Below are 25,388 nucleotides of genomic sequence, written 5' to 3'. Positions count from 1 at the left end.
GGCTGGTAACCTCCAGCCCGGACAGATGCGCAGCATCGCCTCCGGGGAACGCGCCGCTCCTCTGCTAAATCAGGCCTGCAGATAGACCACCTGGGTTTGCAGATACTCATTCAGGCCGTGACGCCCGTCGGCGCCGCCAATCCCTGATTTACGCCATCCGGCATGGAAACCCTGCATCGCCTCAAAGTTCTCGCGGTTAATATAGGTTTCACCAAACTTCAGCCCCTTAATCGCCTTCATCGCGACGTTCAAATCGCGGGTATAGATTGATGACGTCAGCCCGTAATCGCTGTCGTTGGCCATCGCCAGCGCCTCTTCCAGGGTATCAAACGCCACGACCGGCAGTACCGGACCGAACGTCTCTTCATGAACGATATCCATCTCCTGGCGCACGTCCAGCAGCAGCGTCGGCGGATAGAAATAGCCTTTACCCTCCACCGCTTTCCCACCCAGAGCGATACGTGCGCCCTGAGCCACCGCTTTCGCTACCTTCTGCTCAACCCGCTCCAGCGCTGCGGCATTGATCAACGGCCCCATGGCAATATCGTCGCGCGCAGCCGGATCGCCAAACTGCACCGCTTTCAGCGCTTCGCCCAAACGGTTAACGAAGCGATCGTATAGCCCTTTTTGCACATACACGCGCTCAACGCAGTTACACACTTGCCCGCTATTAATCACGCGAGAATCGACCACCGCTTTTACCGCCAGCTCAAGATCCGCATCATCCATCACGATAGCCGGCGCTTTCCCGCCCAGCTCCAGGCATACTTTGGTGATGTTTTTCGCTGCCGCGGCCATGATCTTCTCCCCTGCGGTGACGCTGCCGGTCATGCTGACCATCGCGACTTTTGGATTGCCGGCTAGCTCCTGACCCACGGTTTCGCCGCGGCCCAGCACCAGATTAAAGACCCCTTTCGGCAGGCCGATATCATGAACGATTTGCGCAAAAGCGATGGCGTTATTCGGCGTAAACTCACTCGGTTTAATTACGATGGTATTGCCGGTAATCAGCGCTGGCGCCAGCTTGCGGGCAATCAGGAAGAACGGGAAATTCCACGGCAGGATGCCTGTGGTCACGCCCAGCGCGCGTTTGAATACCAGAATGTTTTCTCCCGGGCGGTCGCTTTGCACAATTTCGCCCTCATAACGACGCGCCCATTCGGCCATATAATCCAGGTAATCCGCGGTAAAGGAGACCTCTACCGCCGCCAGCTGCTGGATCTTCCCGCCTTCGGCGACAATCAGCGCGGCGATCTCGTCGGCCCGTTCGCGGATACCGGCAGCGATTTTACGCAGCCACCCCGCTCGCTCGATCGCAGGTAAGGCTTCCCAGCCCGGCTGAGCGCGCTCAGCAGCGAGAATCGCGCGCTGCGCATCTTCCGCGCTGCCGTCAGGAATACGCGATATGAGCGCTTCCGTGGCCGGATTGATCACCTCAATCCATGCATCACCGCGGCCGGCTTCAAACTGACCGTCAATATACATAGGGTGTTGAACGGGTGCTGTCATGGTCTGCTCCTCAGGATTATTGTTTTTAACAGGTGAAATAGATGTTAAAAATTATCGTCCAAAGGGCAAAGAGACAGGCCGGACGTTTGTTTTTGTGAGATATTTCATAAAAACAGACCAAGCCGGCGCTGAAAAAACCACAATTCAGTAACACTACCTGCCCGTTTGCGATATCGCCAACGCAAACGGGCAATGCGGCGGATACGTCCGGACCATCCCTGCGCTTGCCAAAGACAGCGGCTGACTGACAGCGTTCAGGCTAATAGCTAAGCCAGCTGGCGCGCGCTCAATGTATCGGACAGCAGACAGTCCTTGCGCAGCGTCTGCCACGCATCAATAATCTGCGGCGGAATATCCACATGAGCGATAAATCCCTTACCCAACGGGCCATAACCCTGCGGATTGTCCGCCAGCCGCGGCGGCTCGCCGAGGATCAGCGCCAGATAGCGTTCCACCGGCCACAGGCCGCTGCTATCGCCGCTAAAGGTGACGCCGTTATCGCCATTGCACAACACCGGCGAACACCCCGGCGCGCTGTACCACATCGGCACATGCGCTGCGTCTTGCCAGACGCGGGCAAAGGTCGCCATCGTTCGCCGCTGCATGGTCGGGTCCTGGATCACCACGCCCGTTCGGTGCGTAATACCTCTCTGTTCCAGCATTTGCCGGGTAAAACGCGCATTTTCTCCACAGTTGGTGGAGCGGTCTTCCACGACAATGTATTCGCGAGGAATAGCCCAGAACCGGTGGGCAATATCGGCCAGAATGTGCGCCTCGGCGCGATCGGCTACCGGGATGGTGCAATAGCGCGGATCGTTCAACACCGCGTGGTATAAAAACGAAGTGGAATGCCCGATACCACCGCTGATCAGTAGCGGAACGGCGTGATGCGCCGCCAGCTGGCAGGCGAAATCAATGGTTGGGATCACCGCATTGCCCGCCAGCACCACGACATCGATTGATGGCTGCTGCGGCAAATCATGCTGCGCCAGCCAGGCCCCCAGCCGGTTCGCCGCGGCTAGCGTCGCCTCCGGCAGCGATGGAAAATGCTCCGACATGTTCTCTCCTTTGCGCCAATGTCACCCTTCACGGGATTGTGGATACCATGATAAACCGGAGCCGCCTTTAAGGGTTAATAAAGCCTGAGCGGTAACAAGATTGAAATAACAAGAAACGTCCAAAAACAGAACGGTTGCACCTCAATAACTCACCACCATACGCCCGATTGTTAGCGAATACGTTCAAATAAACGGCTAAATAACGGCGCGATTCGCCGGTAAAAATGGCAAAAACGGCTCCCTGACGTGGCGACCAGACTTGCCAAATGCAACATACAACCCTAGCTTCCTTAACAATTAAATAACCTCATCGCTCGCCAGGTTGCACCTGAAAATCATCAGGTGTCACCGGGTTGTGATGACTCTGGGGGAGTAGCTAAAAGATGACCTTGCACGAGAGCAGCACCACATCAATTCTCAAGAAAAACAAAAAGGTGCTCATTGCCAGCCTCACCGGCAGCGCCATTGAATGGTTCGATTATTTCCTTTACGGTACGGCGGCGGCGCTGGTATTCAACAAGATTTTCTTTCCGATGGTCGATCCGGTCATCGGTTTAATCCTCTCCTGGCTCTCGTTCTCGTTGACCTTTTTCATTCGCCCGATTGGCGGGGTGGTCTTCGCACATATTGGCGACCGAATCGGGCGTAAGAAAACGCTGGTCCTGACGCTCTCCCTGATGGGCGGCGCAACGGTCGCCATCGGTCTGCTTCCCACCTATGAGATGATCGGTTTATGGGCGCCAGCGCTGCTGATAACCTTACGTATCGTTCAGGGAATGGGCATCGGCGGCGAATGGGGCGGTGCGCTATTGCTGGCCTACGAATACGCACCGGAAAAGCGCAAAGGTTTTTTCGGCAGCATTCCGCAGGCGGGCGTGACCATTGGCATGCTGATGGCCACTTTTATCGTCTCGCTAATGACCCTTTTCAGCGAAGAGCAGTTTCTCTCCTGGGGCTGGCGCATCCCTTTCCTGCTCAGCTCGGTGCTGGTTCTTATTGGTCTGTGGATCCGCAAAGATATTGATGAAACGCCGGAATTTAAACAGGTGAAGCAGTCAGGCCAGGTAGCAAAGGCGCCGCTGCGCGATACGCTCAAGTATCACTGGCGCGAAGTGTTAATTGCTGCGGGCCTCAAAGTAGTGGAAACCGCGCCATTCTATATTTTTTCGACTTTCGTGGTCAGCTATGCCACCACCACGCTGAGCTATCAAAAATCCCAGGCGCTTGAAGCCGTCACCCTCGGTGCGCTGGTTGCTACGGTTATGATCCCGCTGATGGGACTGCTTTCAGACAGAATCGGACGCCAGAAAATGTACACGCTCAGCGTGGTGCTGCTTGGATTGTTTATCGTACCGTGGTTTCTGCTGTTGGATACCCGCAGCACGTGGGGCATTGCGCTCGCCACGGTGATCGCCTTCGGTATTCTGTGGGCACCGGTTACCGCGGTATTGGGGACGCTCTGCTCCGAGATCTTCAGCGCTAACGTTCGCTACACCGGCATCACCCTTGGCTACCAGCTTGGCGCCGCGCTCGCCGGGGGTACCGCTCCGCTGATCGCCACCGGACTGCTGGCAAAATATGACGGTGACTGGATACCGGTCGCATGGTATCTGGCGGGAACGGTGGTGATTTCACTTATCGCGATTTTCTGCGCCAGCCGCTTAAAGCAGGCTCCCGGCGCTGTCGCCACCAGGAGCGAGATGTTATAAAGCCATTCGCTGCCGGCAACCCATTCACCCTGCCGGCAGCAGCCGAAGGATGCTCACTGCAATGCAACAAAGTCAACACACAAATATAGCGTTTTGTTCACTTTTTGAAGGAAGTCAAGATTCTGATAAATAGGGATAAAGGGTCCAAACTACGGCTTTAATGCACAAAGATGCATATTCATCCGTAGTCGACGCTGTTTTGCGTTTTTTTATTCACAAAAACTTCAACCCTACCGATAACGGCAGCATATTCTGCATTTTTGCCAAATACCGTCCCATTAAATTGGTGATAACATTCTCGTTACAGATTTTATGGCTGTATCTTTCCACGGTTAACAAAATAATTATCACTGCAAAACAGGACTCTTATGGAAAAGTTATCTTACGCTTCTGAAAGTAGTACATCTCCATGGACCACCTACCTGCGTCAAATCGATCGCGTCGCCCCCTACCTCGGCGATCTGGCCTACTGGATCGAAACGCTGCGCCATCCGAAACGCGCGCTGATCGTTGATATCCCGGTACAAATGGACGACGGAACCATTCGCCACTTCGAAGGCTACCGCGTCCAGCACAACCTCTCACGCGGTCCGGGTAAAGGCGGCGTGCGTTACCATCCGGATGTGGACCTGAATGAAGTCATGGCCCTCTCAGCCTGGATGACCATTAAGTGTGCGGCAGTCAATATTCCCTACGGCGGCGCCAAAGGCGGTATCCGCGTCGATCCGTTCTCTTTATCAGAAGGTGAACTGGAACGTCTGACCCGTCGCTACACCAGCGAGATCGGCATTATTATCGGGCCGCAAAAAGATATTCCGGCGCCGGACGTCGGCACCAACGGTAAAGTGATGGCCTGGATGATGGACACCTATTCCATGAACCACGGCACCACTATCACCGGCGTGGTCACCGGTAAACCGATTCATCTCGGCGGTTCTCTGGGCCGCGAAAAGGCCACGGGACGCGGCGTCTTCGTCACTGGTCGCGAAGTGGCCCGCCGCAGCGGTATCGAAATCGAAGGCGCGAAGGTCGCGCTGCAAGGGTTTGGTAACGTAGGCAGTGAAGCGGCCCGCCTGTTCGCTGGCGTCGGTGCGCGGATTGTGGTCATTCAGGACCATACCGCCACGCTGTATAACGAAGGCGGTATCGATATGGCCGCGCTGACCGCCTGGCAGGCCGAGAACAAGCAAATTGCCGGCTTCCCGGGCGCCCGCGAAATTGACAAAGAAACGTTCTGGACGACGCCGATGGATATTCTGATCCCGGCGGCGCTGGAAGGTCAGATTACGCGCGAGCGCGCGGAAACCCTCAGCTGCAAACTGGTGCTTGAAGGCGCTAACGGCCCGACCTATCCGGAAGCGGACGACGTGCTGGCCGAACGCGGCATCGTGGTGGTGCCGGACGTCATTTGTAATGCCGGCGGCGTCACCGTGAGCTACTTCGAATGGGTGCAGGATATGGCCAGCTTCTTCTGGAGCGAAGAAGAGATCAACGCCAAAATGGACCGCATTATGACCGATGCGATCGTTCACGTTTACGATAAAGCGGTGGAAAAAGCGTGCTCTTTACGTACTGCCGCCTATATCGTGGCCTGTGAGCGAATTCTGATGGCGCGTAAAGATCGCGGTATTTATCCGGGATAATCCCCCTTCTCAGCCCGGTTAAAGCCGGGCTGAGACCAGAACTCTCCTTCCCCCCTTCCAAAGCTTCTACCACAATAAACGCACATACCGTTAACCTGTTTTTATCAATCGGACTTGAATTCTCGTTTTGGCCAGACATAAAATCATTAGAGCTCTAACGATATTGCAGACCGAACTATGGATAACCGACAGCTAAATTTCTCCCATCTTTTGTATTTGACCGCCCATCATTGGCGGCTGGCGGTCAACCGTCGCCTCAAAGACCTCGGCATGAGCCAGGCCAGCTGGGTCGCCGTTTCCGCTATCGCGCGCAACGCGCAGCCGCTATCGCAAAGCGAGCTGGCCCAGGAGCTGGGCGTCGAAAGCGCGACCCTCGTCCCGTTGCTTAATCGGCTGGTGGATTTGGGTCTGGTTGAGCGGGTGAAAACCGAACGCGACAAACGTAAACGGCTGCTGATCGCCACCGCTAAAGGCCTTGAGGTGTATCAGCAGGTAAAAACGGTAGCCGATGAACTGCGTGAGGAGATCCTCACCGCTATCACGCCCGACGAACAGCAGCAGACTCAGCGCGTGCTGGAGAAACTGCTGCGCGAGGTAGAGAAAAAATAATGCCTCGCCGTAAAGATAACCCCTATGTGCCCCACGACTGGGCTCCGCACGAAAAACCGGCGATCCTCGGCTCGCCTTCCACCCCGATTCACAGCACGCCCAGGCGCATTGCCTACGGGATCGTTGGACTGTTGGTCTGCCTGACCGGCGCGCTGGGCAACGCGGTGGTCACCGCTAACCTGCAACTGTTGCAGGGAACCTTTGCCGCCTGGTCCACCGAGATAGCCTGGCTTCCGGCGGTCTACGTGATGACGAACGTCTCTATCAACCTGCTGCTGGTAAAATTCCGTCAGCAGTATGGCCTGCGCGCCTTCACCGAAGGCTTTCTCGTCCTCTATGTGCTGGTGACCTTCTTTCACCTGTTCGTCAACGACCTTAGCTCCGCGCTGATGGTACGCGCCGCCCACGGGATGGTGGCTGCGGCGCTGAGCTCGTTAGGCATTTACTATCAGGTGCAGGCCTGGCCCGCCCGCCATCGGCTAAAAGCGTTGACTATCGGTATTACCGGCTCATCGCTGGCGATCCCGCTGGCGCGCCTGTTTTCCACCGAACTGCTGCAAATTGACGAGTGGCGCGGACTGTACTTCTTTGAACTGGGGCTGGCGCTGGTATCGCTGGCCTGCGTGATCGCCCTGAAGCTTCCCCCAAGCGATCGTAAAAAAGTTTTTGAGAAGAAAGACTTTATCACCTTCTTCCTGCTGGCGCCGGGAATGGCGCTGGTTACCGCGGTGCTGTCGCTGGGGCGTCTGGACTGGTGGTTTGAAGCGCCGTGGATCGGCTGGGCGCTGGCGGGAGCGGGGGTGCTCATCGTGTCCGCAATTGCCTTTGAACATAACCGCAGCAACCCGTTACTCAATATTAAATGGCTCTCCAGCGGCAGCATTCTGCGCCTCGGGCTGATTATGCTGCTGATCCGCATCGTGCTGGCGGAGCAAAATACCGGGGTCATCGGCTGGCTGCAGTACGTCGGCCTGCAGAATGAACAGATGACCAATCTGGCGTGGTCGATTTTCGCCGGCATCATCTGCGGCATCGTCGCCAGCTGTCTGACGCTCAACCCGCAGCGTCTCTACTGGCCCACCGCTACGGCGCTGGCGCTGATCATGATTGCCTCGCTGCTCGACAGCCAGTCGACCATCCTGACCCGCCCGGAACAGCTAATGTTCAGCCAGTTCCTGCTGGGCTTCGGCAGCGCCTTTTTCCTTGCTCCGGCAATGCTGGCAGGGATTGGCGGCGTGATTGCCGACCAGCGCAATCTGGTAAGCTTCTCGGTACTGTTCGGCATGAGTCAGAATATCGGCGGTCTGCTGGGGTCGGCCATTCTCGGCACCTTTCAGACATGGCGGGAGAAGTTTCACTCCAGCCAGCTCGCCGACCAGTTGACCACCCTCAATCCGCTGATTACTGAACGTTTGCAGCAGTACAGCCAAATGTATCAAAGCCAGATTGGCGACAGCACCCTGCTCAACGTTCAGGCCACCACGCTGCTACAAAACGCCGCCACGCTGCAGGCCAATATTCTCGCTTACAATGATACCTATCTGCTGACGGCGGCGATTTCAGCCGCCACGCTGGTGTGGGTTTTCTGGCGCTTAATAAGATTACGTATTACCGCCCGCGTTGCGTTAAAGCGCGCGACGGGAAGCAAATAAAATTTTTACTCTGGAGTCATTATGAGTCAGCAGGATGCGGCCAAACAACAGGCCAACACCCGTAATAATATTCGCGTGGTCTCTATTTTTACCGCCGCGGCAATTGGTATTGTCGGCGTTCTGGTTATTCTTTACGCCTGGCAGCTGCCGCCGTTTACCCGGCAAAGCCAGTTTACCGATAACGCCTACGTTCGCGGGCAAACCACGTTTATCAGCCCACAGGTCAACGGCTATATTACCGAGGTCAAGGTTCAGGATTTTAATCAGGTGAAAGCCGGCGATGTGCTGTTTCAGATCGACGATCGCATCTATAAACAGCGCGTACATCAGGCGGAAGCCACGCTGGCGATGAAAGAGGCGGCGCTCAAGAACAATCTGCAGCAGCGCAAAAGCGCCGAGGCGGTCATCGTACGTAACGAAGCGGCGCTGCAAAACGCCCGCGCGCAAAGTCTGAAAACCCAGGCGGATTTAAAACGCGTTCAGGAGCTGACCGCCGACGGTTCGCTCTCGATCCGCGAACGCGATTCCGCCCGCGCCAGCGCGGCGCAGGGGACTGCGGATATCGAGCAGGCCAAAGCGACGCTGGAAATGTCGCGCCAGGATCTGCAATCGACAATTGTTAATCGGGATTCGCTGCTGGCCGACGTCGCCAGTGCGAGGGCCGCGCTGGAACTGGCGCAGATCGACCTCCAGAATACCCGCATTATCGCCCCCGCCGATGGTCAGCTGGGGCAAATATCAGTGCGCCTTGGCGCCTACGTGACCGCCGGGACGCATTTGACCTCGCTGGTACCGCCGCAGCACTGGCTGATCGCTAACCTCAAAGAGACGCAGCTGGCGGAGGTCCGCGTCGGGCAGCCGGTAACCTTTACCGTTGATGCGCTGAACAGCGAGAAATTCACCGGTACGGTGCAGAGCATCTCCCCGGCCACCGGGGTTGAGTTCAGCGCCATTTCGCCGGACAACGCCACCGGCAACTTCGTCAAAATTGCCCAGCGCATTCCGGTACGCATCGCCGTGGATGAGGGGCAGAAAAACAGCCAGCGCCTGCGGCCGGGGATGTCGGTGCAGGTCACCATCGACACCCGCGGGGAGGAGACGCGATGATTCGTCCGCTCACCCTCGCCGTTATTCTTGCGCTGGTTGGCTGCCAGTCAGCTGATATCCCACAGGCCGCGCCGACGCTGCATATTCCCGCCGCCTGGCGCGCGGATATCGGCCCCGCCAGCCCGGTCGAGGGCGTGTGGTGGCGCAATTTTCACGACAGTACGCTTAATCAATACGTCGACCAGGCGCTACGCTACAACAGCGACGTGCTGATTGCCCGCGAACGGGTCAACGAGTATCAGGCGCGGGTCTACGCCGCCGACAGCAGCCTCTTTCCTTCACTAGACGCCGGACTGACCGGTACCCGCGCGCGGTCGCAGTCGGCCGCCACCGGTCTGCCGATCCACAGTACGGTGTATAAAGGCGCGCTAACCGCCAGCTACGATGTTGATATCTGGGGCGCTAACCGCAGCGCCGCCAGCGCGGCGGAGGCCAGTCTGGCGGCGCAAAAAGCCGCCGCCGCGGCGGCGAACCTGACCGTCGCCTCTTCGGTGGCGACAGGCTATGTCACTCTGCTCTCGCTGGACGAACAGCTGCGGGTAACGCAACAAACGCTCAAAGCGCGGGAAGATGCCTTTAATCTGGCGAAACGTCAGTTCGAGACCGGCTATACATCGCGCCTCGAACTGATGCAGGCGGATTCCGAACTGCGCTCGACGCGGGCGCAAATTCCGTCGCTGCAACACCAAATCGCCCAGCAGGAAAACGCGCTCAGCCTGCTGCTCGGCGCTAATCCTGGCGCCGTTAAGCGCAACGCCTTTGCCCAGCTGACGCCGCTGTCGCTACCGTCCCAGCTGCCGTCAACCCTGCTCAATCGCCGCCCGGATATCGTTCAGGCTCAGCGTCAGCTGGTGGCCGCCGACGCCACGCTGGCGTCATCGCAGGCGCAGCTGCTGCCGTCCATCAACCTTACCGCCACCGGCAGCATGCAGGATCGCACTCTGCCCGACCTGCTGGATAATCCGCTACGCTTATGGAGCCTTGGCGGCAGCATCCTGGCGCCGCTGCTCAACCGCCAGGCGCTGAATGCCCAAGTAGACGTGTCGATGGCCCAGCGCAATCAGGCGTTGTATAGCTACGAAAAAACGGTGCGCGGCGCGTTTAAGGAGGTCAATGACAGCCTTGATGCTATTGGCCGCTACGGGGAGCAGCTGACGGAGCTGCAGGCCCAGGAGGACGTAGCCCGGGAGACGCTGCGCATTGCCCAAAACCGTTATCGCAACGGCTACTCATCCTATCTTGACGTCCTGGACGCCCAGCGTACGCTGTTTTCCACCCAGCTCAGCGTGGTGCAGGTGAAAAACAATCTGCTGCTGGCGCAAGTCGATTTGTACCGGTCGCTGGGAGGCGGCTGGTCTGATTCATCAGGGATGTAATACGGGAAATCTGACATGCAACAACAGTGGTCGGCAGTAGATAATTATCTGGTGGAAGCGTTAATCCCCAACGATCCCTTGCTCAACCAGGTTCTGGAAAATAACCAGCGCGCCGGGCTTCCGGCCATCGATGTTGCCGCCAATCAGGGGCAGTTTCTGGCCCTGCTGGTGCGCATGACGGGCGCCAGACGCATCCTCGAGATTGGCACGCTCGGCGGCTACAGCACCATCTGGATGGCCCGGGAATTGCCTGCGGATGGCGAATTAGTCACCCTGGAGGCCGATGCGCACCATGCCGCCGTGGCGCGCGAGAACCTGCGCATGGCGGGCGTGGATAAGCTCGTTGAGGTGCGGGAAGGCCCGGCGCTGGCCACGCTGGAGAAGCTGGGCGACCATCCGCCGTTTGATCTGATCTTTATCGATGCGGATAAGCCGAATAACCCAAACTATCTGCGCTGGGCTTTGCGCTACTCTCGCCCGGGGACGCTGATCATTGGCGATAACGTGGTGCGCGACGGCGAAGTGACCGATCCGCATAGCGCAGATGACCGCGTTCAGGGCGTCAGGGAGTTTATTGCGATGATGGGCAGCGACCCGCGCCTGACGGTAACGGCCCTGCAAACCGTGGGCAGCAAAGGTTGGGACGGGTTCACCCTCGCGTGGGTGAACGCCTGACGCCAACAGCTTTCCCCGGCAGCCTGCGCCACCGGGGAATGCAGCGGCTCAGGCCGTAATCTGCTCCATTGCCTGCAGCACCCGCTTGTCGGAAATCGGATAAGGCGTGCCGAGCTGCTGGGCGAACAGGCTGACGCGCAGCTCTTCAATCATCCAGCGAATCTCCTGCACGTCCTCATCCTGGCGACGATTGGGCGGTAGCTTATTCAGCCACTGCTGCCACGCCTGCTGCACGCTCTCCACCTTCAGCATCTGCACGCGGTCGCGGTGCGGGTCGATCGCCATTTTCTCCAGCCGTTTTTCAATCGCCTGCAGATAGCGCAGCGTATCGCCCAGGCGGCGGAAGCCGTTGCCGGTGACGAAGCCGCGATACACCAGCCCGCTCATCTGCGATTTAATATCCGACAGCCCCAGCGCCATGGTCATATCGACGCGACCTTTCAGGCGTTTGTTGATGTTGAACACCGCGGTCAGGATCTGCTCAACCTGTTTGGCGATCTCCACCACCGTCTCGTTGAGCTCAGCGCGCACTTTTTCATGCAGCGCGGCAAAGCCCTCCTCGCTCCACACCGGGCCACCCGCTTCATCGATCAGCTTATCGACGCCGCAGGAGATACAGTCATCGATCAGATCCAGCACCTTGCCGTAGGGGTTGAAATAGAGCCCCAGCTTGGCTTTATTCGGCAGCTTCTCATGCAGATATTTAATCGGCGATGGGATATTCAACAGCAGCAGGCGGCGCAGGCCGCGCCACATCTCCTGCTGCTGCTCGAGCGGATTATCAAACAGCTTGATGGCCACGCTGTCGCGTTCGTCCACCAGCGCCGGCCAGGCCTTAACTTTATAGTTGCCGCGCTTCTGCTCGTAGCTCTCCGGCAGGCGGCCAAAGCTCCAGATATGTAGCCCGCTCTGCTCTATACCGTCATCGGCGACTGCGGACAGCGTCTCCTGTACCTTGCCTTTCAGGGCATCTTTCAGATCCTGCAGCGATCGCCCTTCCTGTAGCTTCTTATTTTTGTCGTCCACCACCCGGAAAGTGATTTTCAGGTGATCGGGCACCTGATCCCACTGCCAGGCCTCGCGGTCAATAGTCACGCCGGTCATCCGCCGCAGTTCGCGCTCAAGGGAATCCAGCAGCGGCAGCTCCAGCGGCGTCGCGCGGCCGAGAAACGCTTCCGCGTAGTTTGGCGCCGGGACAAAATTGCGGCGCACCGGCTTCGGCAGCGATTTAATCAGGGCGATAATCAGCTCCCGGCGCAGACCGGGGATCTGCCACTCAAACCCGGCCTCTTCCACCTGGTTGAGCAGCGGCAGCGGAATATGCACCGTCACGCCGTCGGCATCTGCGCCCGGCTCGAACTGATAGGTCAGACGCAGCTTCAGATTGCCCTGGTGCCAGAAGTTCGGATAGTCCAGCTTACTGACCTGCTCCGCGCCTTCTTTAATCAGCATACTTTTTTCAAAGTTAAGCAGATCCGGCGTCTCGCGACTGGCCTGTTTCCACCATTTATCGAAGTGGCGCGCGGAGATGACGTCATGGCTGATGCGCTGGTCGTAGAACTCAAACAGCGTTTCGTCGTCGACAAGAATGTCGCGGCGGCGCGACTTATGCTCCAGCTCTTCAATCTCGTTGCGCAGCTTCAGGTTGTCACGGAAGAAGGCGTGGCGGGTCTGCCAGTCGCCCTCCACCAGCGCATGGCGGATAAACAGTTCGCGGCACAGCGCCGGGTCAATCTGGCTGTAGTTGACCTTACGGGCCGCGACGATAGGCAGACCGTAAACGGTGACCTTCTCCGTCGCCATCACCGCGCCCTGCGCGCGCTCCCAGTGCGGTTCGCTGTAAGAACGTTTGAGCAAGTGCTGAGCGACCGGCTCGACCCATTCCGGCTCTATGCGTGCGGCGATACGCCCCCACAGACGGCTGGTTTCCACTAGCTCGGCGACCATCGTCCATTTCGGCGGCTTTTTAAACAGCCCGGAGCCGGGGAAGATAGAGAAGCGAGCGTTGCGCGCGCCAGTGTATTCCTGCTTATCGGTATCTTTCATACCAATGTGCGACAGCAAACCGGTCAGCAGCGCGGTGTGAATTTCGCGATACTCTGCCGGTTCGCTATTCACCGGCAGGCCGAGCTCTTTAACGACCTGACGCAGCTGAGTGTAGATATCCTGCCACTCGCGCACGCGCAGGTAGTTGAGAAAATCGACCCGACACTGGCGGCGGAACTGGTTCGAGGAGAGCGCTTTTTGCTGCTCGCCCAGGTAGTTCCACAGGTTGACGAACGCCATGAAGTCGGACTCTTTATCGTGGAAGCGGCGATGCTTCTCATCGGAAGCCTGCTGCTTATCCATTGGCCGCTCGCGCGGGTCCTGAATAGAGAGCGCCGAGGTGATAATCATCGCCTCGCGCACGCAGCCGTGTTTTTGCGCCTCCAGCACCATTCGCGCCAGACGCGGGTCCACCGGCAGCTGGCTGAGCTGGCGCCCCATCGGCGTCAGCTTATAGGCGGTCTGCTGTTCGTCAGTGGTAATCGCCCCCAGCTCTTCCAGCAGACGCACGCCGTCCTGAATATTGCGTTTATCCGGCGCTTCAACGAACGGGAAAGCGGCAATATCGCCGAGTCCGAGCGCGGTCATTTGCAGGATAACCGACGCCAGGTTGGTGCGCAGAATCTCCGGATCGGTAAATTCCGGGCGCGACAGGAAGTCGTCTTCTGAATAAAGACGAATGCAGATCCCGTCAGATACGCGGCCGCAGCGGCCTTTACGCTGGTTGGCCGACGCCTGAGAAACCGGCTCAATCGGCAGACGCTGCACTTTGGTCCGGAAGCTGTAGCGGCTGATGCGCGCGGTACCGGGGTCGATAACGTACTTAATGCCCGGTACGGTCAGCGAGGTTTCCGCGACGTTGGTCGCCAGCACAATTCGCCGCCCGCTATGGGCCTGGAACACGCGGTTCTGCTCGCTATTGGAGAGCCGCGCATACAGCGGCAGCACCTCGGTGTGGCGCAGATTCAGCTTGTTAAGCGCATCGGCGGTATCGCGAATTTCCCGCTCGCCGCTCATAAAAATGAGGATATCGCCAGCGCTTTCACGTCCCAGCTCGTCAACGGCGTCAAAGATCGCCTGCAGCTGATCGCGTTCGGTGTCATCGGCGTCCTCAACGATGGGCCGATAGCGCACCTCAACCGGGAAGGTTCGTCCGGACACTTCGATAATCGGCGCGTTGTTAAAGTGGCGCGAGAAGCGTTCCGGGTCGATGGTCGCTGAGGTAATGATGATTTTCAGATCCGGGCGACGCGGCAGCAGTTCCCGCAAATAGCCGAGCAGGAAGTCGATATTCAGGCTGCGTTCGTGCGCTTCATCGATGATGATGGTGTCGTACTGCATCAGTAGCCGATCCTGCTGGATTTCCGCCAGCAGAATACCGTCGGTCATCAGCTTAACCATCGTATTGTCGCTGACGTGGTCGCTGAAGCGAACTTTGTAACCGATGCAGCCGCCTGGTTCCGTTTGCAGCTCCTCGGCAATACGGTTGGCAACGGTACGCGCGGCCAGACGACGCGGCTGGGTATGGCCGATTAAGCCTTTAACGCCGCGTCCCAGCTCCATGCAAATTTTCGGCAACTGGGTGGTTTTCCCCGACCCGGTTTCCCCCGCCACAATCACCACCTGGTGATCGCGCACGGCTTCGAGGATCGCTTGTTTTTTCTGGCTAACCGGCAGGTTATCCGGATAGGAAATCGCTGGCCGCGCGGCTTCGCGCAGCAGGACTCTCCCTGCCGCCTGTTCAATTTCTTGCGCCATCTCCTGCAGAATGGCCTGTTGGGCATCAGGATTTTTAACCTTCTTCACGCCGTGCAGGCGACGGGCAAAGCGCGACTTATCGCGCAGCATCAGGCCATCCAGCTGCGTAAAGAGCTGTGAGAAGGTGAATTTTTGTTGTTCTGTCATAGCGTTATCGGGCAGTGCACTGCCGGGAAAAATCTCTTATGAAATATTGCGCTAGAGTACCACATCCGCGCATTTCGTGCCTTGTTCAAAAAAACTGAATACAGAGTTCGATTTATTGCGCTTTCTCTGTGACATGATTGTGAATACAGTGTCATCAAGCACCAGGGCACAGGCCCGTCAATCACATTAAAAAAGGAAACACCCATGAGCAAAGTATTAGTTCTCAAATCCAGTATTCTGGCAGGGTACTCGCAATCTGGTCAGCTGTCCGACTATTTTGTTGAACAATGGCGTGAAAAACACGCGCAAGACGTTATTACCGTGCGCGACCTGGCTGCAAATCCGATCCCGGTACTGGACGGCGAGCTGGTTGGCGCCCTGCGTCCGAGCGATGCGCCGCTGACGCCGCGTCAGCAGGAAGCGCTGGCGCTGTCCGACGAACTGATCGCTGAACTGCAGGCGAACGATGTGATTGTTATTGCGGCGCCGATGTACAACTTCAACATTCCGACTCAGCTGAAAAACTACTTCGACCTGGTGGCTCGCGCTGGCGTCACCTTCCGCTATACCGAGAAAGGGCCAGAAGGTCTGGTAAAAGGAAAACGTGCGGTGGTCGTCACCAGCCGCGGCGGTATCCATAAAGATACCCCGACCGATCTGGTGACCCCGTATCTCTCTACTTTCCTCGGTTTTATCGGCATCACCGACGTGAACTTCGTCTTTGCTGAAGGCATCGCTTACGGTCCGGAAGTCGCAGCGAAAGCGCAGTCTGATGCGAAAGCCGCTATCGACAGCGTCGTTGCCGCATAAGATTTGCCTCCTCCTGCTTCCCGGCGGGAGGAGAGTTTCACTTTTTCTCGTAACGCAAATACCCCACCACGCCCCCGCCGCCATCTTTCGGATGATTCACGCCATCGTTGACCTCTAAGCAGGGAAAATCGAAGGGCGACACGCCTGCAATGCAGGCCACATTCACCCCGTACTGCTGCGGATTTGAACGCCGCTGATGGAAAGTGTAAATCCCGCATACCGAGCAGAAAAAGTGCACGGCTTCACCGGTGTTAAAGCGATACTCCGTGAGCTTCTCCCGCCCGCGTAAGATATCGATTCCTGAAAGCGGCGCGGAGACCGTAACCGCTCCCCGCATCCGGCAAAATGAACAGTTGCAGCGTCGAGCGGTGTTGAAGCCATCGCTGAGTTCAACGGTAAACGCCACCGCGCCGCAGTGGCATTGAGCGGATAATTTTTCTGCCATGTTTTCCCCTCAGGACGATGACTTTGGCCGTAAATTCTCGTCAAAGACGAGACGCTTTCTGTCCGGCTCGGCTTCTTTTAGCGGTTCCACCTGATGCAGCGTCTGCTTGCAGCGCTCCACCAGCATCTGATACTCCCGCGTTCCCTGCTTTTTCCAGGCCAGCTCCTGTTCGCTTAACGCGCGGATGGCTTTGGCCGGACTGCCGACAATCAGATGGTTGGCGGGCATTTCGGCGTTGGCTTTCACAAAGGCTGAGGCGCCGACAATGCTATTCTCCCCAATCCTGGCACCGTCAATAATCACCGCGCTCATGCCCACCAGCGCGTTGCGGCCGATGGTACAGCCGTGCAGAATCGCACCGTGGCCGATATGTCCCTCCTCCTCCACGACCGTATCCTGGCCGGGAAAGCCGTGCATCACGCAATTATCCTGGATGTTAGCGCCATCCTTCACCACGATACGGCCAAAGTCGCCGCGCAGGCTGGCGTTAGGCCCGACGTAGACCCCTTTGCCGAGGATCACGTCGCCAATCAGCACGGCGGTGGGATGAACATAGCTCTCGTCCGGTACAACCGGCGTCATACCGTCAATCTGATAAATGGGCATGGTGCCTCCTTATACGCCCGACAGTCCGCCGAAACGCTGGAAATAGAGCGGCCCCGGCGCGGGAAGTTCCCCCACCGAGCTTTCGCCCTTCTCGCCGACGAAGGCCAGCGCGCCGGGCGCAACGCGTTGATAAATATTGATGCACAGCTGGCGCGCGGTTTGCCCGGCCCAGTGTGCAGGGAGCAGTTCTTCGGGCAGCAGCGGATCCTTAAGCACCACCCGGCGGTAGAAGTGAATCAGCAGTAGTTGAATGTGAAAGCAGCGTTCGGGCGTCAGTTCTGCGGGCTCGCAGTCGCGAAGCAGCGGCAGCAGAGGACGAAACAAATTGATAAACGTCTCATACATCGCGTTCTGTTCGGTGAGATGCCAGCACTCTTCAACGCGGGCGCGCAGCGCCGCCCGGGAGAGCGCCAGCGGGGAGTGGGCTTCGAAGCAGATGACATTTTCCGCCACGCCCGCGTCGTGCAGTAGAGATTGCACATCCGCCAGCTTTTGCGACGGTGAAGCCAGCAGGCTCGGCGCCAGCGCGCCAAATCCCTGCCACAGCAGCTGTTTTTTGACCTCCGCCAGCGTGCTCTTCTCAAGCCCTTCCGACAGTAGCAGTAGCCAGGTGCCGTCCCATTCCGGGGCGCTGGCGCGATAGATTTTATGTTCGGCGCGGCGAGTCAAGCGCAGACCTTTGTCGCTGAGATGGTAGAAGCTTCGGCGGCCAATGCGCACCACGTCAAGCCACTCTTCTTTATTCAGGCGGAACAGCGCAGTACGCACGAATCGTTCGCCGAAGCCCAGTCCTTCCAGCAGCGCCGCTACGCTGCCGAGCCAGACCTCCCCACCGCGTTGGAGCAAGGCGTCGCCGTATAAAGAAGCAATAAGCGAGGTTCCACTGATGGGCATCGTTTCCGTGGCCTGTTGAATAAAGGTATCGAGTTTACTCATCTGATTCATTCTGTTGTTATTTTTGTCCTTTTTGAATCATAGCACAGGAAATCCCGGAGGCGGTGCTGGCGCACCTGTCCGGGCTACCGGCCCGCAGACGGCGATAAACACGTAGCCCGGCTAAGCACAGCGCAAGCCGGGAAGAGGCCGAGCTGATACATCAATCCCGGCACACTCCCCGGGTCGCGGCGTAAACGCCTTACCCGGGCTACCCCTGTCCGGGCCAGGGAGTTGTGTCGTCGTGTAGCCCGGACAGGCGCAATGCGCCGCCTCCGGGAGAAAACATTATCCGTTAGCGGCAACCTTGCGCAGGTCGAACACGCGACAGGCCTTGCCCTCGGAACGCGGGATGCTACCGCAGTTGACGATGCTGATATCGGTCGAGATCCCCACCATCGACTTGATCCGATGACGCAACTGATGGCAAATCTGACAGCGCTGCTCGTGGTTCAGCGCCAGACCGCTCTCTTTTAGCTCCACGCGCACCGAAAGTGAATCAAGATGGCCCCGGCGATTAACTTCCAGCTGATAGTGCGGCGCCAGATGTTCGAACTTGAGGATCTCCTCTTCCAGCTGCGACGGGAAGACGTTTACGCCGCGAATAATCAGCATATCGTCGCTGCGTCCGCTAATGCGATCCATCCGACGCATGGTACGGGCGGTGCCCGGCAGCAGACGCGTCAGGTCGCGGGTGCGATAGCGGATCACCGGTAGCGCTTCTTTGGTCAGGGTGGTGAACAGCAGCTCGCCGTGTTCACCGTCCCTCAGCGGCGTACCGTTGTCCGGATTCACCACTTCAGGGTAGAAATGGTCTTCCCAGATCGTCGGACCGTCGGCGGTCTCCAGACACTCCATCGCCACCCCCGGCCCCATCACCTCCGACAGACCGTAGATATCCAGCGCCGAAATACCCAGTCGGCGCTCGATTTCCGCCCGCATCGCATGGGTCCACGGCTCCGCGCCGAACACGCCCACCCGCAGGGAGCAGCCGCTGGCGTCGCCGCCCATCTGGCGTTCCAGCTCTTCAATCAGGTTCAGACAATAGGACGGAGTGACCATGATCATATCCGGCTGAAAATCGCGGATTAGCTGAGCTTGTTTTTCGGTCTGCCCGCCGGACATGGGAATGACCGTCGCGCCTAAACGCTCCGCGCCGTAGTGAGCGCCGAGACCGCCGGTAAACAGCCCGTAACCATAGGCAACATGAATTTTGTCTTTCGCCGTCCCGCCCGCCGCGCGCAGGGAGCGTGCGACAATATTGGCCCAGTTATCAATATCGTTTTGCGTATAGCCCACCACCGTCGGCTTGCCGGTGGTGCCCGAAGACGCATGGATGCGCACCACCTGCTCCATCGGCACCGCAAAAGTATCAAACGGATAGTTGTCGCGCAGATCCTGTTTGGTGGTACAGGGAAACTTACTCAGATCGCTCAGTTCGTGAAAATCGTCAGGATGAACGCCCGCCGCATCAAATTTACGGCGATACATCGGCACGTTCTCATACGCATGCTTAAGGGTCCACTTCAGACGCTGGGTTTGCAGGGCCTGTAGCTCGTCGCGCGATGCGGTTTCAATCGGGTCTAATTGAGTTATCGTTGTCATTTTGTAGGGTACTCGCAGGTAGATTCGCTCACACTCGCTCAAGGATCATGGCAATGCCCTGACCCACGCCAATACACATCGTACACAGCGCATAGCGCCCGCTGCGGCGCTGCAGCTCCAGGCTGGCGCTTAATGCCAGCCGGGCGCCGCTCATTCCCAACGGATGGCCTAAGGCGATGGCGCCGCCGTTGGGATTAACATGGGGGGCATCGTCCGCCAGCCCCAGCTGTCTGAGCACGCCCAACGCCTGAGCGGCAAAGGCTTCATTCAGCTCAATCAAGTCCATGTCGTTAATGTTCAGCCCGGCGCGTTCCAGCGCTTTACGTACCGCCGGAACCGGCCCCAGCCCCATAAATTTCGGCTCGACGCCCGCCGTCGCCATGGCCACAATGCGCGCCCGGGGCGTCAGCCCCTGGACGATGGCCTGCTGCGAGCTTGCGATAATCAGCGCCGCGGCGCCGTCGTTGACGCCGGAGGCATTTCCCGCGGTCACTACGCCGCCCTGGCGGAACGGCGTTTTTAGCCGCGAAAGCTGTTCAATGGTGGTGTCCGCTCGCGGATGCTCGTCGTCACGCACGACGTTTACCGCCCCTTTCCGGCCGATAATGTCGACCGGCACGATCTCCTGCGCCAGAATACCGTCGCGCTGAGCCTGCGCAGTCCGCTGCTGGCTGCGGAAAGCGAAAGCGTCCTGATCGGCGCGGCTGATATTTAACAATTCAGCTACATTCTCCGCCGTTTCCGGCATGCTGTCAGTGCCAAATTGCCGCTGCATGAGCGGGTTCACAAAACGCCAGCCGATGGTGGTATCAAACAGCTCGGCCTGGCGCTGATACGGGGCGCTGGCCTTCCCCATCACGAACGGCGCCCGCGACATGGACTCAACGCCGCCGGCGATCATCAGATCCGCCTCTCCGGCTTTGATGGCGCGGGCCGCGAAGCCGATGGCGTCCAGACCGGAGCCGCACAGGCGGTTAATGGTGGTACCGGGTACGCTGTGGGGATAGCCCGCCAATAGCGTCGCCATATGGGCCACGTTACGGTTGTCTTCACCGGCCTGGTTGGCGCAGCCGAGAATCACATCATCAATCGATGCCGGGTCGAACTTAGGGTTACGGCTCAGTAGCTCGCGCAGCGGGATGGCGGCCAGGTCATCGGCGCGCACGCTGGCCAGCGCCCCGCCGTAGCGGCCAATCGGCGTGCGGATCCCGTCACAAATATAAGCGTCGCGCATCAGACTTCTCCTGTGATTGTGCCGCCGATGCGGTGCGATTTACCGCGAAACAAGGCAACAACTTTTTGCTGTTGATTGACAATTTCGATGTCATAGACCCCGGTCAGCTTGCCCTGATGCTTGACTCTCGCCGTCGCGGTCAGCAGCTCACCGACAAAGGCCGGGCGCAGAAAATCGATGCTCGCCGCCGACGCGACCGCCGCCAGCCCCTGGCTGTTGCAGGCGTAAGCGAAGGCGGTATCGGCGAGCGAAAACAGCTGCCCGCCGTGGCAGGTATGATGGCCATTGAGCATGTTCGCGGTAACCGCCATGGACATCTGCGCGTAGCCGTCATCCATCTCGATAATCTTGATCCCCAGCGCTTGCGCGCAGTTATCGTTCTCATACATCGCGCGGGCGTTACGCCAGGCTTCATTGCTCATGATGTTTCTCCATCAGCGCCTTCTGACGCAGCAGGGAACAGGGCCGATAGCGCTCCTCGCCGTAGTGCTGTTGTAGGTTCTCCAGCAGCCGCAGTACCCGGCCCCAGCCAAGTGATTCCCCCCACGCCAGCGGACCGCGCGGGTAGTTAACGCCCAGGCGCATGGCGGTATCGATATCCTCGGCGCCGGCAACGCCTTTTTGCAGCGCATCCAGCGCTTCGTTAACCAGCATCGCCACCGTCCGCCACACCAGCAGCCCGGGATAGTCGGCGATCTGCAGCACTTTTTTGCCCTGCTGCTGAAAATAGAAAATGGCTTTGTCGGTCGCCGCCTGTGAGGTCGTTTCCGCGCTGGCCAGCACCACCGTTTCGCCCGCGCTATGGTCGTAGACCACCACCGGACGGCCGTGCTGGATGCTTAATGCCAGGGCGGTTTCGCCGGTCGTTTCCAGCAGCAGCACCTCGTCCAGCTCTGTGACAACGTCACTTTTAATGCGCTTTGCTGCGCGTTCTGCTGATACGGCGGCCAGCGCCAGCTCAGGCTGCGCTTCGCCAGGCCAGCAGTAGACCCCCTGCCCGCTCTTTTTGCCCAGCCGTCCGGCCAGAACCAGCTCCTGCTGCAGCAGCGATGGCAGATAGCGGCGGTCCTGCCAGAAGGCGTTAAACACCGAACAGGTCACCGCAAAGTTAACGTCCTGGCCTATCAGGTCGGTCAACGCCAGCGGCCCCATGGGAAAACCGCCGCCGTCGCGCAGAGCGGCGTCAATCACCTCCGGCGCGGCAACCTGCTCCTCCAGCGCTCGCCACGCTTCGGCATAAAAAGGACGCGCCACGCGGTTGACGATAAAACCGGGCGTCGAACGGCAGCGAACCGGCTGTTTTCCCCAGGCGCAGACCCGCTGGCAGAGCTGTTCAACGACTTCCGCTGAGGTCGCCAGGCCGCTGACCACTTCGACCAGCTTCATCACCGAGGCCGGGTTAAAGAAGTGCAGCCCGGCAACCCGCTCCGGGTGCGCGACTCCAGCGGCGATGGCGGTGATCGATATCGACGACGTGTTGCTGACTAGCAGCGTTGACGGGGAGCAGATTTCAGCCAGCTGTTTGAACAGCGCTTTTTTCACGTCCAGGCGCTCGGAGGCAGCTTCAATAACCAGCTCCGCGCGGGCTAAAGCGCTCAGATCCTCAGCCGGAGACAGACGCGTCAGCAGCGCCTCAGCCTGGCCAGCCGCCAGCTTGCCGCGGCTGACGCGGGAGGCCAGACGTTGACCAATACCGTCGATGGCGCGAACCACCGCCTCAGGATCGATGTCGAAAATCAGTACCGGATGCCCGGCGGCGGCGGCCACCTCGGCAATGCCGGCGCCCATGGTGCCGCTGCCTATTACCGCAACGGTAGGTAACGTTTTGCTCATCGGCTATTTCCCGCTGAATTGAGGTGGACGCTTCGCGAGGAAGGCGCTGACGCCTTCGCGATAGTCGGCGCTGCGTCCGGCCAGGCGCTGATAATCGCGCTCAAGATCGAGCTGCTGATCCAGAGTCTGGGTTTCCGCAAGCTGAAGCGCCTTCTTAATCAGACCGAGGCCATAAGTTGGCTGGGCGGCCAGATGACGGGCCAGCGCCAGGCCGGTCTCTTTCAGCTCGGCATCGTCCACCACCTGCCAGATCATCCCCCACTGTGCGGCCTGCTCTGCGCTCAGGCTATCGCCCAGCAGCGCCAGCCCCATCGCCCTCGCCCGTCCCGCCACGCGCGGCAGAAACCAGCTGCCGCCGCAGTCCGGCACCAGACCAAGCTTGCTGAACGCCATCACGAATTTCGCCGAACGCGCCGCCAGCACGATATCGCAGCCCAGCGCCAGCGTAGCTCCCGCACCCGCCGCGACCCCGTTCACCGCACAAATTACCGGCTTCGGCAGCGCCGCCAGACGGCGCACCAGCGGGTTATAGAAACGCTCAACCGAGAGCCCGAGATCCGGCGCCGGCCCGCTGGGGTCGACGTTACGGTCATTTAAATCCTGCCCGGCGCAAAAACCGCGCCCCGCACCGGTCACCAGCAGGCAGCGTATGCTGTCGTCGCGTTCGGCCTGTTTCAGGCACGCCGCCAGCTGCTGGTGCATCAGGTCGTTAAAACTGTTCAGTCGGTCCGGGCGATTAAGGGTAATCGTCATCACGCCCTGTTCTGTTTCGCTGAGAATGAAAGCTTCCACGATTAGCGTCCTTTAAATTCCGCAGTACGTTTATGGAGAAAGGCGTCGATGCCTTCGCGACGGTCTTCAGTCGCGCTCAGCAAAGTAAATAACTGGCGTTCCTGCTGAATCCCGGCCTGCAGGCTGACCTCCTGCGACAACCGTAAGGCCTGTTTAGCCGCGCGCAGCGCTAGCGGCGAGTGGCGGGCCACAGTTGCTGCCAAAGCGAGTGCATATTCATCGGTGAGCGCTGGCGGATAAACCTCGCTTACCAGCCCCGCCCGCAGCGCCTGCCTGGCATCGATGCTTTCGCCGCTCAATATCATCCGGCTGGCCAGCGCTTTACCGACGCTGCGGATCAGGCGCTGGGTCCCGCCCGCGCCCGGCATAATACCGAGGGTGATTTCCGGCAGGCCAAAACGGGCGTTATCGCCGGCGACTATCAGGTCGCAGAGCAGCGCCAGTTCGCATCCGGCGCCGAGGGCATAGCCGTTTACCGAGGCGATCAGCGGTTTGGTGAAGGCGTCGATACGCGCCCACAGCCGCGGTCGAATATCATCGAGGGTGGCAGGCAGATCTTTTTCCGCCATTTCGTTCAGGTCAGCCCCTGCGGCAAAAAAGCGTTGATTACCGCTAATAACGCAGACGCCGACCGTCGGGTCCAGCGCCGCCGCGTCGAGCACGTCGGCAATTTGCGTCAGCAGCGCGTTATTCAGCGCGTTGCGCGCCTGCGGGCGATTAAGCGTCAGCTGGAGGACGCGCGCGTGGCGAGCAATTAACAGTTCGCTCATGCCATCCCCCGCGCGTCGAAATCGACGATCACATCGCCGCTGGTGGGCAGCGACTGGCAGCTCAGCACGTAACCTGCCGCTACTTCGTCGGCTTCGAGGCCGTAGTTAGCAGCCATCGCTACCTCGCCGCGCAGGACTTTGCATTTACAGGTGGCGCAGACTCCGCCTTTGCAGGCAAACGGCAGATCCGCCCCCTGGCGTAGCGCGGCGTCAAGGATGCTGTCATCCTCTGCGCTGAGGGCGATGGTTCTGTCGCGGCCGTCCTGACGGATTGTGACCGTGCGCCCCTCTGCCTGGACGCCGGTGGCCCGCTTGACGCTGCTGCCCGGGGTATTAAAGCGCTCCAGATGAATCGCTTTCTCCGGTATGCCCAGTTCGCGCAGGGTCATCTCCGCTTCATCCATCATCGCCGCCGGCCCGCAGATAAAGGCGCGCTCAAAGCGGCTGAAATCCAGCAGACGGGCGGCCAGCGCGCGTAGCTTGTCGCCATTGATGCGCCCCTGCAGCAGATCGCTGTCCATCGCCTCCTGGCTGAACAGATGCACCACCTGCAGGCGTTGCGGATAGCGGTCTTTCAGGTCGGCCAGCGCCTGGCGGAACATCATGCTGTGGCTGCTGCGGTTGCCATAAATCAGGGTGAAACGGCTGTCGAGTTCGGTGGCGAGGGTGGCGTCGATAATCGCCATCATCGGCGTAATACCTGAGCCAGCGGCAATCGCCAGGTAGTCCGCGCTGCGCCCGGCCTGCGGCTGGTAGCCAAAGTGGCCCTGCGGCACCATCACCTCCAACGCCATCCCTTGTTGAATGTCGTTCTGGGCATAGCGTGAGAAGCGTCCGCCGTCGATGGCCTTGACCGCCACGCTGATTTCCCCCGGCGTGCGGCTGCGGCAAATGGAGTAGCAGCGACGCAGTTCTTCCCCGCCAAGGCGGGCTTTTAATGTCAGATGCTGGCCCGGACGGAAGGCGTATGCGTTTCGCAGCGCGTCGGGAATGGCAAAGGTGATGGTGACCGCATCGCGGGTTTCCGGCTCCACTTTCGCCACGGTAAGCGAATGAAATGTCGTCATCGCA

21 protein-coding genes are annotated in these 25,388 nt (G+C 59.1%); 8 read left to right on the top strand and 13 right to left on the bottom strand.

The window, feature by feature from the left end; translation table 11 throughout:
* Positions 1 to 69: 69 nt before the first annotated feature.
* Positions 70 to 1,509 (bottom strand): aldehyde dehydrogenase, encoded by a 1,440-nt coding sequence (gene aldA, locus ACSIPU_RS00660; RefSeq protein ID WP_004101721.1) that lies wholly within the window; start codon positions 1,507 to 1,509, stop codon positions 70 to 72.
* 266 nt (positions 1,510 to 1,775) lie between these two features.
* A complete protein-coding gene (locus ACSIPU_RS00655) occupies positions 1,776 to 2,567 on the bottom strand; it encodes a YdcF family protein (RefSeq protein ID WP_196558105.1) in 792 nt (263 codons plus the stop codon).
* A gap of 383 nt (positions 2,568 to 2,950) precedes the next feature.
* Between ACSIPU_RS00655 and ACSIPU_RS00650 the strand changes: the two genes are divergently transcribed.
* The 7 genes from ACSIPU_RS00650 to ACSIPU_RS00620 all read left to right on the top strand — a co-directional run bounded on the left by ACSIPU_RS00650 (position 2,951) and on the right by ACSIPU_RS00620 (position 11,338).
* A complete protein-coding gene (locus tag ACSIPU_RS00650; protein ID WP_004101717.1) occupies positions 2,951 to 4,276 on the top strand; it encodes an MFS transporter in 1,326 nt (441 codons plus the stop codon).
* A 368-nt stretch (positions 4,277 to 4,644) separates the two neighbouring features.
* Positions 4,645 to 5,919, top strand: a complete 1,275-nt coding sequence (locus tag ACSIPU_RS00645; protein ID WP_064351524.1) for a Glu/Leu/Phe/Val family dehydrogenase — start codon at positions 4,645 to 4,647, stop codon at positions 5,917 to 5,919.
* A 177-nt stretch (positions 5,920 to 6,096) separates the two neighbouring features.
* Positions 6,097 to 6,528: a MarR family winged helix-turn-helix transcriptional regulator gene (locus ACSIPU_RS00640; RefSeq protein ID WP_004101713.1), complete on the top strand. Its 432-nt coding sequence runs from the start codon at positions 6,097 to 6,099 to the stop codon at positions 6,526 to 6,528.
* The gene (locus ACSIPU_RS00635; protein WP_196558103.1) at positions 6,528 to 8,180 is read left to right on the top strand and encodes an MFS transporter; all 1,653 of its coding nucleotides are present in this window, start codon (positions 6,528 to 6,530) and stop codon (positions 8,178 to 8,180) included. Before ACSIPU_RS00640 ends, ACSIPU_RS00635 begins: the two co-directional genes overlap by 1 nt.
* A 21-nt stretch (positions 8,181 to 8,201) precedes the next feature.
* A complete protein-coding gene (locus ACSIPU_RS00630; RefSeq protein ID WP_004101709.1) occupies positions 8,202 to 9,287 on the top strand; it encodes an HlyD family secretion protein in 1,086 nt (361 codons plus the stop codon).
* Positions 9,284 to 10,663 carry an efflux transporter outer membrane subunit gene (locus ACSIPU_RS00625; RefSeq protein ID WP_004112696.1) on the top strand — a complete coding sequence of 460 codons (1,380 nt, stop codon included), beginning with the start codon at positions 9,284 to 9,286 and terminating at the stop codon, positions 10,661 to 10,663. Before ACSIPU_RS00630 ends, ACSIPU_RS00625 begins: the two co-directional genes overlap by 4 nt.
* Before the next feature lie 15 nt (positions 10,664 to 10,678).
* A complete protein-coding gene (locus tag ACSIPU_RS00620) occupies positions 10,679 to 11,338 on the top strand; it encodes an O-methyltransferase (RefSeq protein ID WP_004101705.1) in 660 nt (219 codons plus the stop codon).
* Between the two features lie 48 nt (positions 11,339 to 11,386).
* Here the strand turns inward: ACSIPU_RS00620 and hrpA are convergent, their stop codons facing one another.
* Positions 11,387 to 15,289, bottom strand: coding sequence for an ATP-dependent RNA helicase HrpA (hrpA, locus tag ACSIPU_RS00615; RefSeq protein ID WP_023320875.1), 3,903 nt, complete (start codon positions 15,287 to 15,289; stop codon positions 11,387 to 11,389).
* A gap of 204 nt (positions 15,290 to 15,493) precedes the next feature.
* On the opposite strand from hrpA, the gene azoR reads away from it, so the two are divergent.
* Positions 15,494 to 16,099, top strand: coding sequence for an FMN-dependent NADH-azoreductase (gene azoR, locus ACSIPU_RS00610; protein ID WP_004101701.1), 606 nt, complete (start codon positions 15,494 to 15,496; stop codon positions 16,097 to 16,099).
* A 37-nt stretch (positions 16,100 to 16,136) separates the two neighbouring features.
* Here azoR and ACSIPU_RS00605 read toward each other — a convergent pair whose 3' ends face one another.
* From ACSIPU_RS00605 to paaE, 10 genes are all read right to left on the bottom strand, one after another.
* A complete protein-coding gene (locus tag ACSIPU_RS00605; RefSeq protein ID WP_004101699.1) occupies positions 16,137 to 16,544 on the bottom strand; it encodes a GFA family protein in 408 nt (135 codons plus the stop codon).
* A 9-nt stretch (positions 16,545 to 16,553) separates the two neighbouring features.
* Entirely contained in the window at positions 16,554 to 17,150 is a 597-nt protein-coding gene (gene paaY / locus ACSIPU_RS00600; RefSeq protein WP_004101697.1) for a phenylacetic acid degradation protein PaaY, read from the bottom strand.
* A gap of 9 nt (positions 17,151 to 17,159) precedes the next feature.
* Entirely contained in the window at positions 17,160 to 18,086 is a 927-nt protein-coding gene (paaX, locus tag ACSIPU_RS00595; protein WP_196558102.1) for a phenylacetic acid degradation operon negative regulatory protein PaaX, read from the bottom strand.
* Positions 18,087 to 18,371: 285 nt separating this feature from the next.
* A complete protein-coding gene (gene paaK, locus ACSIPU_RS00590) occupies positions 18,372 to 19,688 on the bottom strand; it encodes a phenylacetate--CoA ligase PaaK (RefSeq protein WP_023320873.1) in 1,317 nt (438 codons plus the stop codon).
* Between the two features lie 28 nt (positions 19,689 to 19,716).
* Positions 19,717 to 20,922 carry a 3-oxoadipyl-CoA thiolase gene (gene pcaF, locus ACSIPU_RS00585; RefSeq protein WP_004101691.1) on the bottom strand — a complete coding sequence of 402 codons (1,206 nt, stop codon included), beginning with the start codon at positions 20,920 to 20,922 and terminating at the stop codon, positions 19,717 to 19,719.
* Positions 20,922 to 21,344, bottom strand: coding sequence for a hydroxyphenylacetyl-CoA thioesterase PaaI (gene paaI, locus ACSIPU_RS00580; protein ID WP_004101689.1), 423 nt, complete (start codon positions 21,342 to 21,344; stop codon positions 20,922 to 20,924). The genes pcaF and paaI overlap by 1 nt, the downstream gene beginning before the upstream one ends.
* Positions 21,334 to 22,755 (bottom strand): 3-hydroxyacyl-CoA dehydrogenase, encoded by a 1,422-nt coding sequence (locus tag ACSIPU_RS00575; protein WP_032728160.1) that lies wholly within the window; start codon positions 22,753 to 22,755, stop codon positions 21,334 to 21,336. Before ACSIPU_RS00575 ends, paaI begins: the two co-directional genes overlap by 11 nt.
* 3 nt (positions 22,756 to 22,758) lie before the next feature.
* A complete protein-coding gene (paaG, locus tag ACSIPU_RS00570; protein WP_016807880.1) occupies positions 22,759 to 23,547 on the bottom strand; it encodes a 2-(1,2-epoxy-1,2-dihydrophenyl)acetyl-CoA isomerase PaaG in 789 nt (262 codons plus the stop codon).
* Positions 23,548 to 23,549: 2 nt separating this feature from the next.
* Entirely contained in the window at positions 23,550 to 24,317 is a 768-nt protein-coding gene (gene paaF, locus ACSIPU_RS00565; RefSeq protein WP_004101684.1) for a 2,3-dehydroadipyl-CoA hydratase PaaF, read from the bottom strand.
* Positions 24,314 to 25,384: a 1,2-phenylacetyl-CoA epoxidase subunit PaaE gene (gene paaE / locus ACSIPU_RS00560; protein WP_004112678.1), complete on the bottom strand. Its 1,071-nt coding sequence runs from the start codon at positions 25,382 to 25,384 to the stop codon at positions 24,314 to 24,316. The genes paaF and paaE overlap by 4 nt, the downstream gene beginning before the upstream one ends.
* Between the last annotated feature and the right edge of the window lie 4 nt (positions 25,385 to 25,388).

The sequence above is a fragment of the Klebsiella sp. HN106 genome, assembly GCF_051209435.1.
Taxonomy (GTDB): domain Bacteria; phylum Pseudomonadota; class Gammaproteobacteria; order Enterobacterales; family Enterobacteriaceae; genus Klebsiella; species Klebsiella oxytoca.
The sequence above is the reverse complement of the archived record's forward strand: the minus strand, read 5'-3'. Positions and strand labels throughout refer to the sequence as shown.